This window comes from Stenotrophomonas maltophilia, from assembly GCF_001676385.1.
Classification (GTDB): domain Bacteria; phylum Pseudomonadota; class Gammaproteobacteria; order Xanthomonadales; family Xanthomonadaceae; genus Stenotrophomonas; species Stenotrophomonas maltophilia_J.
On record NZ_LYVJ01000005.1, the window covers coordinates 126,243 to 139,976 of the forward strand.

General features: G+C 67.3%; 14 protein-coding genes. 5 read left to right on the plus strand and 9 right to left on the minus strand.

From position 1 onward, the window contains the following. Window positions 1-113: 113 nt before the first annotated feature. From rodA to A9K58_RS07910, 5 genes are all read right to left on the minus strand, one after another. Window positions 114-1,226 (minus strand): rod shape-determining protein RodA, encoded by a 1,113-nt coding sequence (rodA, locus tag A9K58_RS07890; protein ID WP_065198847.1) that lies wholly within the window; start codon window positions 1,224-1,226, stop codon window positions 114-116. Further along, window positions 1,223-3,292, minus strand: coding sequence for a penicillin-binding protein 2 (gene mrdA / locus A9K58_RS07895; RefSeq protein ID WP_065198848.1), 2,070 nt, complete (start codon window positions 3,290-3,292; stop codon window positions 1,223-1,225). The genes rodA and mrdA overlap by 4 nt, the downstream gene beginning before the upstream one ends. 3 nt (window positions 3,293-3,295) lie before the next feature. Next, a complete protein-coding gene (gene mreD, locus A9K58_RS07900; RefSeq protein ID WP_065198849.1) occupies window positions 3,296-3,781 on the minus strand; it encodes a rod shape-determining protein MreD in 486 nt (161 codons plus the stop codon). Beyond that, window positions 3,778-4,824 carry a rod shape-determining protein MreC gene (mreC, locus tag A9K58_RS07905; protein WP_065198850.1) on the minus strand — a complete coding sequence of 349 codons (1,047 nt, stop codon included), beginning with the start codon at window positions 4,822-4,824 and terminating at the stop codon, window positions 3,778-3,780. The genes mreD and mreC overlap by 4 nt, the downstream gene beginning before the upstream one ends. Before the next feature lie 121 nt (window positions 4,825-4,945). Then, on the minus strand, window positions 4,946-5,992 hold the full coding sequence (locus tag A9K58_RS07910) for a rod shape-determining protein (RefSeq protein ID WP_005411077.1): 1,047 nt from the start codon (window positions 5,990-5,992) through the stop codon (window positions 4,946-4,948). A 283-nt stretch (window positions 5,993-6,275) separates the two neighbouring features. On the opposite strand from A9K58_RS07910, the gene A9K58_RS07915 reads away from it, so the two are divergent. Then, window positions 6,276-7,214 (plus strand): carbohydrate kinase family protein, encoded by a 939-nt coding sequence (locus A9K58_RS07915; RefSeq protein WP_065198851.1) that lies wholly within the window; start codon window positions 6,276-6,278, stop codon window positions 7,212-7,214. Between the two features lie 220 nt (window positions 7,215-7,434). Here A9K58_RS07915 and A9K58_RS07920 read toward each other — a convergent pair whose 3' ends face one another. From A9K58_RS07920 to ubiE, 4 genes are all read right to left on the minus strand, one after another. Beyond that, window positions 7,435-8,067, minus strand: a complete 633-nt coding sequence (locus A9K58_RS07920; RefSeq protein ID WP_065198852.1) for an HAD family hydrolase — start codon at window positions 8,065-8,067, stop codon at window positions 7,435-7,437. After that, a complete protein-coding gene (locus tag A9K58_RS07925; protein ID WP_065198853.1) occupies window positions 8,055-8,786 on the minus strand; it encodes a hypothetical protein in 732 nt (243 codons plus the stop codon). Before A9K58_RS07925 ends, A9K58_RS07920 begins: the two co-directional genes overlap by 13 nt. 124 nt (window positions 8,787-8,910) lie before the next feature. After that, a complete protein-coding gene (locus A9K58_RS07930) occupies window positions 8,911-10,839 on the minus strand; it encodes a M1 family metallopeptidase (RefSeq protein ID WP_065198854.1) in 1,929 nt (642 codons plus the stop codon). Window positions 10,840-11,027: 188 nt separating this feature from the next. Continuing rightward, entirely contained in the window at window positions 11,028-11,789 is a 762-nt protein-coding gene (gene ubiE, locus A9K58_RS07935) for a bifunctional demethylmenaquinone methyltransferase/2-methoxy-6-polyprenyl-1,4-benzoquinol methylase UbiE (RefSeq protein WP_065198855.1), read from the minus strand. 81 nt (window positions 11,790-11,870) lie between these two features. Here ubiE and A9K58_RS07940 point away from each other — a divergent pair, with 81 nt between their 5' ends. The 4 genes from A9K58_RS07940 (at window position 11,871) to A9K58_RS07955 (ending at window position 13,693) form a co-directional block, all read left to right on the plus strand. Then, complete coding sequence (locus A9K58_RS07940; protein ID WP_065199018.1) at window positions 11,871-12,323, plus strand: nucleoside deaminase; 453 nt, start codon at window positions 11,871-11,873, stop codon at window positions 12,321-12,323. A gap of 210 nt (window positions 12,324-12,533) precedes the next feature. Beyond that, window positions 12,534-12,794 (plus strand): hypothetical protein, encoded by a 261-nt coding sequence (locus A9K58_RS07945; protein ID WP_065198856.1) that lies wholly within the window; start codon window positions 12,534-12,536, stop codon window positions 12,792-12,794. Between the two features lie 74 nt (window positions 12,795-12,868). Beyond that, window positions 12,869-13,204, plus strand: a complete 336-nt coding sequence (locus tag A9K58_RS07950) for a hypothetical protein (RefSeq protein ID WP_065198857.1) — start codon at window positions 12,869-12,871, stop codon at window positions 13,202-13,204. A gap of 66 nt (window positions 13,205-13,270) precedes the next feature. Continuing rightward, window positions 13,271-13,693 (plus strand): low affinity iron permease family protein, encoded by a 423-nt coding sequence (locus A9K58_RS07955; RefSeq protein ID WP_065198858.1) that lies wholly within the window; start codon window positions 13,271-13,273, stop codon window positions 13,691-13,693. The last annotated feature ends 41 nt before the right edge of the window (window positions 13,694-13,734 follow it).

A 13,734-nucleotide genomic window follows, 5' to 3' on the forward strand; every position in this document is an offset into this window, starting at 1 on the left:
ACCGGATGGAACGCGCCGCCATCACGCACGCTGCGCAGATTCAGGAAGCCGGGTTGCCTGCGGGTAACGCTGCACATGCCGGCGTAGCGCTGCGCCCAGGCCCGGCGGGGACACTACCCATAGCCCCCATGCACCGGGTTGTGGCTGCGGACCGCCATCACCAGCCCGAAGCCGGCCAACAGGGAAACCGCCGAGGTACCGCCATAGCTGATGAGCGGCATCGGCACGCCCACCACCGGCAGCAGGCCGGAAATCATTCCGCCATTGACCAGCACGTAGACGAAGAACGCCAGGCCGGTGGCACCCGCCAACAGGCGCGAGTAGCAATCGCGCGACTGGCTGGCGATCCACAGGCAACGCCCGATCACCACCAGGTACAGGGTCAGCACCATTGCCACGCCGATCCAGCCGAATTCCTCGCTCAACACCGAGAACGCGAAGTCGGTGGTCTGCTCGGGAATGAAGTTCAGGTGCGACTGCGAACCCTCGCCCCAGCCCTTGCCATCGAAGCCGCCGGAACCGATCGCGATCTTCGACTGGATGATGTTCCAGCCCGCTCCCAGCGCGTCCATTTCCGGATCCAGGAACATCATGATGCGGTCCTTCTGATAGGGCCGCAGCAACCAGAACCAGGCCACCGGCGCAACCGCGGCCACGCCGCCGACGCCCAGCCCCACCCACCACCACGGCAGCCCTGCCAGCAACAGCACGAACATGCCACTGGCGGCGATCAGCACGCCGGTGCCGAAGTCCGGCTGCAGCATCACCAGGCCGGTCGGCACGCCGATGATGACCAAGGCCACGAGCACGGTGTTGAAGCGCGGTGGCAGCGGCATCCTGTGCAGGTACCAGGCCACCATCATCGGCAGGCTGACCTTCAGCAGTTCGGCCGGCTGCAGGTAGAAGAACTTCAGGTCCAGCCACTGCCGCCCGTACTTGCCGGTCCCCAGCACGAACACCGCCAGCAGCGGGATCATCGAGATCGCGTAGATCATCGGCGTGGCCGAGCGGATGCGCAGGATCGGCACGCGGGAGATGCCCCACAGCGCGGCCAGGCCCACCGCGAAACGCACGCCCTGGGCCATCACCAGGCTGTCGCCACCGGCACTCTTCAGAGTGGCGAGGCCGATCACCATCAGCGCGCCCAGGGCCAGGCACAACACCCAGTCCAGCGTGCTGAAGAAGCGCCGCAGCATGTCGCCGGCCCAGCGCAGGAACACTTTCATCGGGCAGGCTCCGCAGGGATGGGGCGTGGCGCGGCCGGCAGCGCGGTGGCAGTGGGCGCTCCCGGCGGCGGCGCCGGGGCCGGGGCCGGCACACCGATCAGGACCGGGTGTTCGCCAACCTGCCCGGCGGCAAGATCACCGGCCTGGCGCGCGCCGGCATCTTCATTGTCGAACGCGGTGGCGCCGATGGCGGTGGTGCCCCGCTCGCTGTCCAGCGGTTGCATGCCTTCGGGCATCCTGCCCAGCAGGTAGGCATCGAACACCTTGCGCGCGATCGGCGCGGCGGCCGAACCGCCGTAGCCGCCGCCCTCCACGGCCACGGCGATCGCGATCACCGGGTTCTCGGCCGGCGCGAAGCCGACGAACAACGCACGGTGGCGCAGATGCATCGGCAGGCTCTTCGGGTTCACGGCAGCCGTGCCCTTGCGGCTGATCACCTGTGCGGTACCGGTCTTGCCGGCCATGACGTAGGGCGCCCCAACGGCCACGCGCCAACCGCTGCCGCCGGGCCGCATGGTCGCCATCATGCCTTCGCGCACGGCCTGCACGTTGCCGGGGTTGGGGCTGATCGGCCGGCTTTCACCGGCCGGCATCGGTGTCCAGGCACTGTCGAAGCCGGCGCGCTGCTGGATCACCAGGTGCGGGGTGCGCAGCTGGCCGTCGGCCAGGCCGCTGACGCCACGTGCCAGTTGCAGCGGTGTGACTTTCCAGTCGCCCTGGCCAATGCTGATGTTGACCGTATCGCCAGGGAACCAGGCTTCCTTGCGGGTCTTCCGCTTGTACGCCGGCGACGGCAGGATGCCGCCGATCTCGCCGGTCAGGTCGATACCCGTCGGCTGGCCGAAGCCGTAGTACTCCATGTAATGGTCGAAGCGCTCGATGCCCAGGTCCAGGGCCAGCTTGTAGTAATAGGTGTTGACCGACTCGGCGATGGACTTGCGCAGGTCGGTCCAGCCGTGGCCGCCGCGGTGCGCATCACCCCAGCCGCGCGAGGTGCCCGGCAGGTAGAACATGCCGGTGGACAGCACCTTGTCTTCGGGCCGGCGCACGCCCGAGTCCAGGCCGGCCAGGCCGATCAACGGCTTCAGCGTCGAACCGGGGGCGACGCCGCCCAGCACCAGGCGGTTGAACTGCGGCCGCGACGGATTCTCGTTCAGTGCCTTGAAGTCGGCATGGGAAATGCCGTTGACGAACAGGTTCGGGTCGTAGGACGGCAGGCTGACCATCGCCAGCACTTCGCCGGTGCGCGGGTCCATCGCCACCGCCGAGCCTTCCTGGTCGCCGAAGGCGGCCACCATGGCGCGCTGCAGGTCGGCATCGATCGACAGCCGCAGGTCGGCGCCGGACTGCGCGGCGACACGGCCGATGGTACGGATCGCACGGCCCTGCACGTTGGTCTCGACCTGCTCGTAGCCGACCCTGCCGCGCAGCTGCTGCTCGTAATAGCGCTCCAGGCCGGACTTGCCGATGTGGGTCAGCGCGGCGTTGCCTTCGCCGAGGATCTCCAGGTCCTTGTCATCGACGCGGCCGACATAGCCGATGATGTGCGCGAACAGGTCGCCATACGGGTAACGCCGGGTCAGGTAGGGCTCCAGCTCGACGCCGGGGAAGCGCCAGCGGTCGACGGCGAAGCGCGCCATCTCCTCGTCGCTCATGCGCAGCTTCAGCGTGACCGGCAGGAACTTGCGGCGCGCCTTGCGCGACCTGTTGAATGCTTCCAGCTCTTCCGGGCTGATGCTGATGATCTTTGCCAGCCCTTCGAGGGTGGCATCCATGTCCTTGACCTTGTCCGGGGTCACATCGAGGCGGAAGGCCGGCACGTTCTCCGCCAGCAGGCGGCCGTTGCGGTCGTAGATCATGCCGCGCCCGGGCACCACCGGCCGCGGCTTGATGCGGTTGGCCTCCGAGCGCGTGGCGTAGACGTCGTGATCCAGCACCTGCAGCTTGAAGTACCAGCCCCCCAGTCCCAGCAGGCAGACCAGCACGCCGAGAAAGCCCAGCGCCGCGCGACGGCGGAACTGTTCGGCTTCGGCGTGCGGGTTCTTGACCTGGCGGCGCGGGATCATGATTCAGCGCCCGCGCTTGCCGAAGCGCACCGCGTCCAGCAGCACGAACACCAGCGGCCACAGGCCCATGCCCAGCAGCGGCGCCCACCAGTACGACCACGGCAGGGTCGGCTCATCCACCACGATGTGGACCAGCGCACTGACAATGCGGTCGTTGAACAGCAGGCCGCCGATGGCCAGCATCTGCTGCGACATGGGGAAGAACCGGATGCGGGCGCGGAAGCGCTGCAGGATGAAGGCCAGCATCACCAGCCGCAGTGCCTGTTCGCCGAGCACACCACCGTACAGCAGGTCAGCGACCACGCCGCTGGCGAAGGCGATGCCCAAGCCCACGCGCTCGGGCGTTTCGATCACCCAGTACGCCAGCACCAGCGCCAGCCAGTACGGGCGCAGCGGCTGCAGCAACGCCGGCAGTGGCAGCAGGCCCAGCAGCAGCGCCACCACCACGCTGGCCGGCAGCACCCACGGATTGTCGCGCAGGCGGCTCATCGCTGGGCCTCCGGCGTGGTCGGTTGCCGGTCAACGGCCGGCACTACCGGAGCAACAGGGTCAGGGGACGATGCGGGGGCAGCGGCCGGCACTACCGTGGAGCTGGCCGGAGCCGTCGGCGATTGTGCAGGCACAGTGGCGCCGGCGGCGGGGCCACCCGGGGCGGCCTCGTCCAGCTGCAGGCGCAGTTCCGGCGGAATCCGGATCGCCGCGCCGGGGCGCAGCAGCAGCACGTCGCGGCCGCGGTCGAGCTGCGCCGCCGGCTTGAGGTCGCCAACCAGGAAGGCATGGGTGTCGTCCGGGCGCAGCGCGGTGATCGTCCCGACCGGGAAGCCGGCCGGGAAGCGCCCGCCGAGGCCGGAAGTGACGATCTCATCGCCCACTTCCACGCCGGCGCTGAGCGGGATGTCACGCAGTTCCAGCGTATCGCCACGGCCGTAGACGATCAGGCGCACGCCGTTGCGGGCCACGGTGACCGGCACCGCATGGTCGGGATCGGTCAGCAGCAGCACGGTGGAGGTGCCACTGGTGACGCTGATCACCTGGCCCATCAGTCCGCCGGCATCGATCACCGCCTGGCCCACGTGCACGCCTTCGCGGCTGCCGGCGTCGAGCACCAGGCGCTGCTTCACCGGGTCCAGGTCGATGTCCAGGATCGGCGCCAGCTGCACGTCCAGGCCGCTGCGCTCGGCCACGTTCAGCAGTTCGCGCAGCTGGGCGTTGTCCAGCGCGGCGGTCTGCAGGCGGGTCAGGCGCGCGTTGGCCAGCAGCAGCTGGTTGCGCAGTTCGCGGTTCTCGGTGACCAGCTGGCTGTGGCTCGCTGCGGAGTCCTTGACCTGGTTGCCGAGCTTGCCGGGCAGCCCGGCCAGCGCCCACACAGGCTGCACCAGGTTGTTGGCCTGCTCGCGCAGGCGCGCCAGCCAGCCGGCCTGGTCGTCAAGGACGATCAGGGTGATGGCCAGTGCAAGGTAGGCCAGCAACCGCAGGGGGCTGACGGCATCACCGGATCGGGAGGCGACGGGAGGACCGGCGTAGGGCGGCACGGCGACGATTCAACTGGCAGAAGGCGGAAGGGAGACACGCGGGCGCCCCGCCGGCGCCGGCCCGCCATCACGGCGGGCCGCACCCCGGAAGGGCGCAGCGGGCGGAAGCGGCCGGGACGGCTTATTCCGGCGCAAAGAACTCGTTGCCGTGCATGTCCACCAGCTCCAGCGCGCGGCCGCCGCCGCGGGCCACGCAGGTCAGCGGATCATCGGCCACCTGCACGTGCAGGCCGGTTTCCTCGGAGATCAGGCGGTCCAGGTCACGCAGCAGGGCACCGCCACCGGTCAGCACGATGCCGCGCTCGGCGACGTCGGCGCACAGTTCCGGCGGGGTCTGCTCCAGTGCCAGCTTGACCGCGCTGACGATACCCGACAGCGGCTCGTGCAGGGCTTCGAGGACCTCGTTGGAGCTGATCTTGATCATTTTCGGCACGCCCTCGGCGAGGTTGCGGCCGGAGATCTCCAGTTCCTGCACCTCGGCCTGCGGGTAGGCGCAGCCCAGTTCGACCTTGATGCGCTCGGCGGTGGCTTCACCGATCAGCATGCCGTGGTTGCGGCGCACGTAGTTGGTGATCGATTCGTCGAAGCGGTCGCCACCGATGCGGACCGAGGCCGAATACACGATGCCGTTGAGCGAGATCACCGCCACTTCGGTGGTACCGCCACCGATGTCGATGACCATCGAGCCACGGGCTTCGGTGACCGGCATGCCGGCACCGATCGCGGCGGCCATCGGCTCTTCGATCAGGTACACGTCGCGGGCACCGGCTTCCTCGGCCGATTCCTTGATCGCGCGGCGCTCGACCTGGGTCGAGCCGGCCGGCACGCAGACCAGCACGCGCGGGCTCGGGCGCAGCACGCGCGACTTGTGCACCTTCTTGATGAAGTGCTTGAGCATCGCCTCGGTATAGGTGAAGTCGGCAATGACGCCGTCCTTCATCGGGCGGATGGTGGTGATATGGCCCGGGGTACGGCCCAGCATCTGCTTGGCTTCGGCGCCGACGGCGGCCACCGAGCGGGTGCCACCGATGGCGCGGTCCTGGCGCACGGCCACGACCGACGGCTCGTTCAGCACGATCCCCTGCCCGCGCACGTAGATGAGAGTGTTGGCCGTGCCCAGGTCGATGGACAGGTCGTTGGAGAACATGCCACGGAGTTTCTTGAACATCTGAGGAAGGAGTCCTGAGGGGTGTCGTGCCCGCCGCGGGATGGCGAAAAAATGGGCAGAAATCGAGGCCGACAAGCCTAGCAACCCGCCTGCCGCCGAGCAAGGAAAAATCCAGCTGAACCCGCGTCTTCACAGGCTTTCGGCCTGATCGGGCCTCACCCGGTTCTGGCTCTGGACGGCACCAGCGGGTAACCTTTGCGCCGTCGGGCGCCCAAGGGCGCCGTTTGCTTGCCCGCCGAACCGGGCTGGCCCACCCCAAAATTCACCGCATAGGCTTACATCGATGTCCGCTCTGATCTGTGGTTCTCTTGCCTTCGACACCATCATGGTGTTCCCGGACCAGTTCAAGAATCACATCCTGCCGGACAAGGTGCACATCCTGAACGTGTCGTTCCTGGTGCCGCGCATGCGCCGCGAGTTCGGCGGCTGCGCCGGCAACATCGCCTACAACCTGCACCTGCTGGGCGGCCAGCCGATCCCGATGGGCACCGTGGGCTCGGACTTCGGACCCTACCGCGAGTACTTCGAGGGCCTGGGCATCGACCTCTCGCGCGTGCGCGTGATCGATGAGCTGTTCACCCCCCAGGCGTTCATCACCACCGACCACGACAACAACCAGATCACCGCCTTCCATCCGGGCGCGATGATGCGTTCCTACGAGAACCACGTGCGTGGCGTGCCCGGCGTGACCCTGGGCCTGGTCGGCCCGGATGGCCGCGAGGGCATGATCCAGAACGCGCAGGAGTTCCACGAAGACGGCATTCCATTCATCTTCGATCCGGGCCAGGCCATGCCGCTGTTCAATGGTCCTGAACTGCGCGTCTTCATCGAACAGGCCGACTACGTGGTGGTCAACGACTACGAGTCCAACCTGCTGCAGGAGCGCACCGGCTGGGACGAAAAGGAAATCGTCAGCCGGGTGCAGGCCTACATCACCACCCGTGGCCCGAAGGGCGCGGTCATCCACACCCCGGAAAAGAGCTACGACATCCCGCCGGCGCACGAGCGCCGCGTGGTCGACCCGACCGGCTGTGGCGACGCCTTCCGCGCCGGCCTGATCTACGGCATCCAGAAGGGCTACGACTGGCTGACCATCGGTCGCATGGGCAACCTGATGGGCGCGCTGAAGGTCGAGCACCCGGGCACGCAGAACCAGCGCTTCACCTTCGACGAGTTCAACGAGCAGTTCAAGCAGCAGTTCGGTTACGCGCTGGGCGCGTAACCCGAACTGCCCGCGCATTCCACCTTATCCCCGCGCCTTCGGCGCGCCCCCTTGAACAACAAGGGGGCTTTCCACCCGATGCGCTGCCGGGAATGCTGTTGGCAGGTGTCGACCTTGGTCGACGCGCTGCTTGATTCCTGTAGAGCCGAGCCGTGCTCGGCTTGCGCGCGCCAGCGCGATCGGAACGAAAAGAGCCGAGCCTGGGCCCGGCTCTACATCATCAGGCGCCCTGCCAGGCCGCCAACAGCGCGCGGCAATCGGCGAAATGCCAGTCGGCGCGGCCCGGCCACGGGTTCTCCGGCAGGTTGACCAGCACGGTGTGGGTGCCCGCAGCACGGCCGCACTCCAGGTCGTAGCCGTGGTCACCGACCATGACGGCCTCCGTCGCTGCAATGCCCCAGCGCCGCAGGTGCTGCTGCAGGCCGTCCGGCGAAGGCTTGGGCACCGCCTCATCACGGCCGATGATGTCGGCATCATCGAACAGTGCCCCGATCCCGATCGCCTCCAGCGTCAGCTTCGCCAGCGCATGATCGTTGCGGGTCAGGATGCCCAGCCGGCAGCCGGCCGCCGCCAGCGCGCGCAGCAGCTTCACCGCGCCCGGTGCCGGCAACGCATCCTCGGCCAGTGCACGCTCGTGGTCCAGCAGCCACTCACGCTTGGCCTGCGCAGGTGCATCCGGCAATGCCGCGATATGCTCGAGGATGTCTTCCTCGGCCGCGATCTCCAGCGCACGCCGGATCGCGGCGAAATCATGCACCGCCACGGTCAGGGTACCGTCCATGTCGAATACCCAGTGGCGGATCGTGGACAGCGCGTGCCGCACGCTGCCTGCCTGGGGCGTCACTGCCACCACTGCGGCATCCGGCTGGCGTCGACACCCCCGGTCTCGAACACCGCAGTGCGGGTGCCACCCGCCTTGACCGGGAATTCGATGCTGATCGACCTGCCCTTGCGGGCCAGCTTCCACAGCGCCTTCTGGTCGGTGATGAACAGGGCAATGGCTTCATCGGTCTTCGGGCGCCAGGCCGCCATCGGCACCGGCCTGCCGTCGTCCACGGTCACTTTTACCGTGCACTGCGGGCACCGGAAATCGCCGGCCTGCAGCACCAGGTAGGCGTGGCGCTTCCACTCCGGATGATCGCGGAACACCAGCTGCACCGGCTTGGCGCCACTGCCATCCACGTCCACCCGTTCCTTGCTGTAGATCGACGCCGAGACCTGGCTGCCCTTGCTGCCGACCGGGATCTGGTTGTACTGCCACAGCGCCTGCATGCGGCGCAGATCGCGCGCGGCATCGCCCTTGGCCTTGACCTCGTCGAAGCCGGCGGCGATGCGCTCAGCGGCGGCGGTGTCCTTGTACTGGTCCAGCAGCGAGGCGCCATGCAGGCGTGCGCGTTCCCAGTCCTGCGCGGCCACGGCCATGTCGTACTGCTTGGCCACGTCCTCGGCCTTGGCTTCCTTCTGCGCCTGCGCGGCCGCCGCGGCGGCTTCCTGCGCCTTTCGTTCTTCCTCGGGGTTGCTGCAGGCGGCCAGTGCCAGGCTGCAGGCAGTAAGCAGGATCAGTCGTTTCATGGCGGAGGTCCTTCGTGTTTTCGCATTCTTGTAGAGTCGAACCATGCTCGACTGGCCGTTCAACAGCAGTCGAGCATGGCTCGACTCTACAAAAAAAGCGCCGGGGGATGCCCGGCGCGTTTTCTTACTTGGCTTCGGCCTTGGCCAGCATGTCCTGGACCGAGGCGGTGGTGATCGGGTGGTAGCCCGGCTTGGCCTTCTCGAAGGCCTGCTTGGCCAGTTCCAGCCCCTTCGGGGTCTTCACCAGTTCGGCGTAGATCGGCAGGATCAGCTTGCGACGGCCGACGCGCTCGATGAATGCGGCCGCACCTTCATTGGCCTGCTCGTAGCCGCTGCGGATCGCCAACGGGTACCAGCGCATGGCGATCTCGCCATTCGGGGTGCCGGTGAAGTGGAAGGCCTTGTCCAGCGTGGCCAGCTTGTCCAGCGGCTGGGTCGCGCCCAGGCCGTCGATGAAGCGCACCCATTCCTGCGTGCTCCAGTCGGCGATGACCTGGCTGCTGGGCACGTTGCCGGCGCTGGCGAAGGCGATGCGCGCGGTATCGACGCTGCTGAAGTTGCGCGACTGGGCCTTGGCCGCGAACGCCGGAATGCCCGGCTCGTCCAGCCACGCCTTCAGTTCGGCCTCGGTCACTGCCGACGGATTCTTCGGCAGCAGGTTCTTCTTCATGTACTCAACGAACTGGTCGGTGTTCGCGCTCTGGAAGGCGTGGTCATCGAACCAGCCACGCAGGAACGGATCGAAGGTCTCGCGGCCGAAGCGCTGCTCCAGGAACTCCAGGAACCAGGCACCCTTGACGTAGGCGACCTGGCTGAGGGCTTCGTCGGGGTCGCGCTCGTTCAGCGGCGGCAACGCCAGCGCCTGGTCGGCCGGGCTCATGTCCTTCACTTCGGCCAGCAGGTCGGTCTGGTCGATCTGCTTCTCCATTTCGGCCATCTCCTTGCCGTACAGGGCTTCGGTGATGCGGCCCTGGACGTAGGTGGTGAAGCCTTCATTGAGCCAGATGTCCTTCCAGCTGGCGTTGGTCACCAGGTTGCCCGACCAGCTGTGCGCCAGTTCGTGGGCGACCAGCGAGACCAGCGACTTGTCGCCGACGATCACGGTCGGGGTGGCGAAGGTCAGGCGCGGGTTCTCCATGCCACCGAACGGGAACGACGGCGGCAGCACCAGCATGTCGTAGCGGCCCCAGCGGTATTCGCCGTACAGCTTCTCGGCAGCACCGATCATCTTCTCGGTGTCTTCGAATTCCTTGGCGGCCTTGTTGACCATGGTCGGCTCGGCCCAGACGCCGGAGCGGCCGGAGATCGGCTCGAACACCAGGTCGCCGGCGGCGATGGCCAGCAGGTAGGACGGAATCGGCTGCGGCATCTTGAAGGTGTAGTCACCGTCACGCGCGGCCTTCGGATCGTTGTCGGCGCTCATCAGCACCATCACGTCCGGGCGCGAGACCACATGCGCGCTGTAGGTGAAGCGCACGCTCGGGGTGTCCTGCAACGGTACCCAGGAACGGGCGTGGATGGCCTGCGACTGGCTGAACATGAAGGGCAGCTTCTTGCCCTCGGTCATCGACGGCGCCAGCCACTGCAGGCCCGAGGCGGTCGGTGCGGTGTGGTAGGTCACTTCCACCCTGGCCGGCTGTTCCGGGGCCTCGATGGTGAGCTTGCTGCCAAACACCTTGTCAGCGGCGGCCAGCTCGAACTTCAGCGGGCTGCGCGCGCCATCGGCGGCGACGGCCTCGACCTTGGACACAGTCAGCTCGCGGGTGTCGAGCACCAGCTGGCTGGCGTCCTTCTGCTTCCATTCCAGGGTGTAGGTGGCGGTGCCGCCGATCTGCTTCTGGTCGAAGTCCAGCTTCAGATCCAGCGCGATGTCCTTGATGGCGACCTTGTCCGGCTCGGCGTACGAGCTTTCGTCGTGGCTGCGGTTCTCGGCGTTCACGGGGGCGGCGGGGGCCTTTGCGGCAGTCGGGGCGGCGGCGGGCGCGGCCGCCTCCTGGGAGCAGCCGGCGGCCAGGGCCACGGCCAGCGGAAGGAGCATCAGCGGATTACGCATGAATCGGGACCGTTACGGGGATCAAACCCCAATGGTACCTCCCTCCGGCCCCGCAGGCGTTGCGCGGTGCGGGGTAATGGCCGGCCGGGTGCGCGGTGCGCGACCATGCCGACCCAGGTTGGCACGGACCTTTCACCGCTCGCGGCCTGCGCTGTGCCAACCAGGGTTGGCACCTCCCAAGGCAGGGGCTACAGCTTGTAGCCGGAGTGGATCGAAACGATGCCGCCGGTCAGGTTCTTGTAGTGGCAGCGCTCGAATCCGGCCTGCCCCATCATCGCCTTCAGCTCGTCCTGCGGCGGGTGCTTGCGGATGCTCTCGGCCAGGTACTGGTAGCTGTCCGAATCATTGGCGAACAGCTTGCCCAGCTTCGGCAGGATCTTGAACGAGTGGAAGTCGTAGATCGGCTTGAACCAGTCGGCGGTCACTTCGGAGAATTCCAGCACGCGGGCCTGGCCGCCCACCTTCAGCACGCGGTACATCTCGCGCAGGCCGGCGTCCTTGTCGGTGACGTTGCGCAGGCCGAAGGCAATGGTGACCAGATCAAAGCTGTTGTCCGGGAACGGCAGGGCTTCGGCGTTGCACTGTACGTAGTCCAGGCCGAGCACCAGGCCGCGGTTGGTCAGGCGATCACGGCCAACCGACAGCATGCCGGCGTTGATGTCACCCAGCACTACCGAACCCTCGGCGCCGACGCGTTCCTTCAGCAGGGCGGCGATGTCGCCGGTGCCACCGGCCAGATCGAGCACGCGGTCGCCCGGCTTCACCTGCGCGGTTGCCACGTAGTAGCGCTTCCACGCCCGGTGCACGCCCAGGCTCATCAGGTCGTTCATCAGGTCGTAGTTGCGCGCGACCGAGGTGAACACCTGGCCGACCAGCTTCTGCTTGTCCTTGGCGGCGACGTCGCGGAACCCGAAATGGGTGGTACCGGATTTGTAGGGGGATTCGCTCATGGCCCCGATTATCGCACCGCCGGAGCCGCTGCGGGGCAACCGGGCCTTATCATGGCCGGCCATGACCCATCGGAGCCCCGCATGATCACCACGCCCGACTACCCGGCCCTGCTGCAGACCGCCATTGCCGAAGCCCGCCAGGGCCTGGCCGAAGGCGGCGTCCCGATCGGCGCGGCGCTGTACCACAACGACGGCCGCCTGCTCGGCTGCGGCCACAACCGCCGCGTGCAGGAAGGCGACCCGTCGGTGCACGGCGAAACCGACGCCTTCCGCAAGGCCGGCCGCCAGCGTCGGTACCAGGACACCATCATGGTCACCACCCTGGCGCCGTGCTGGTACTGCTCGGGCCTGGTTCGCCAGTTCAACATCGGCACCGTCGTGGTGGGCGAATCGCGCACCTTCCAGGGCGGCATCGACTGGCTGCGGGAAAACGGCGTCAACGTGATCGACCTCGACAGCCAGGAATGCGTCGATCTGCTCGGCGGCTTCATCGCGCAGCATCCGGACATCTGGAACGAGGACATTGGTGAATGAGGGCGAACGGGGCCGCTTCCACATCAATCAGCACGATTTAATGAACGCTTCAGCAGCGCTGCCGCCTTGCGCTGGCAGCGTTTGCATCAGTCGCTGTGAACCAGTGCACAGTCCACTGCGACGCCTGCATACACGGTGGTAACACCCCGCACGGCCGACGCGCCTAAGGTGGGGTCTACCGGGATTTCCTTTCCCCCGACGGAGCCAGGCATGTGCGCTCGCGCCGTACGACCCGTGACCGATCCTGCCCTCGATGCGATCCGTGAGCGCCTGCGGCAGCAGTACGTGCTGCACCGGCGCGGCGCGCGGTTCTGGACCGCCTATCAGGCACTGCAGCTGCAGCTGGTACGCGGCCATCCGATCGACCACGTGCGCCTGTGCAATGCGATGGCCGGAATCGCCGAGGAACTGGGCGCGGTCGAGCACGCGCAGTTGATAGGCAGCCGCAACGCCGGCTCTACATCGTCCTGACGCGGCATCCACCGGCACATCGGCCACACTCCAAGGCCCCCCACTCCCTTTTCCCTCAACCGAACTGGATTGTCATGCACGCTGAAGTTCCTGCCATTCCCCCGGTCATCGATGTCGACGCAGAACTCGAGCACTGGCGCCGCCAGCATGCCGACGGGGTGCTGCCGCACAACTCCTTCGGCTCCTATGTGCCGTGGATCAAGTTCGCCTGCGACTCACTGATCACCCAGCCGCGCGCCAGCGAGGCCGAACGGGACGAGATGTTCCAGACCCAGTACGCCCTGCAGATCATGCCGCGCCTGAGTGAAGCCCAGGCCCGCGAATTCGTCGAGCGCTGCTGGGAGCACGTGTACCAGAGCAGCCCGGTGCGCAGCCTGCAGGCACCGCGGCTGCAGCGCATGCGCGCCTGACGGCGCTGCACGTCGCCTGCACGGCCGCGTGCCGATCATCGTATCGATTCCCCTGGAGCGGTCACGATGAGAGCAAGAAAGCTGTTCAACACCATCGCCAAGAAGGCCTCGACGGCGGCAGGATCGCCGTGGACCTTCCTCGGAGCGGTCGGCATCGTGGTTTTCTGGGGCATCACCGGCCCCGTGTTCGGGTTCAACGACACCTGGCAGCTGGTGATCAATACCGGCACCACGATCATCACCTTCCTGATGGTGTTCCTGATCCAGCACACGCAGAACGCGGATACGGCGGCGATGCAGATCAAGCTGGACGAGCTGATCCGGGCCACGTCCGAAGCCAACAACGAGCTTCTCGACCTGGAAGAGCTGGACGAAGCGCGACTGGAAGAGATCCGCGCGGAGTACGAGCAGATGGCGCGCGAAGCCGGCGATGCGCTGGCGCGCGTACGCGCCTGCCATGCCGCGAACCGCGACGACGAAGCGGTGTAGCAGATCCCGGAATGACAATGCCGGCCAGCGGCCGGCACTAC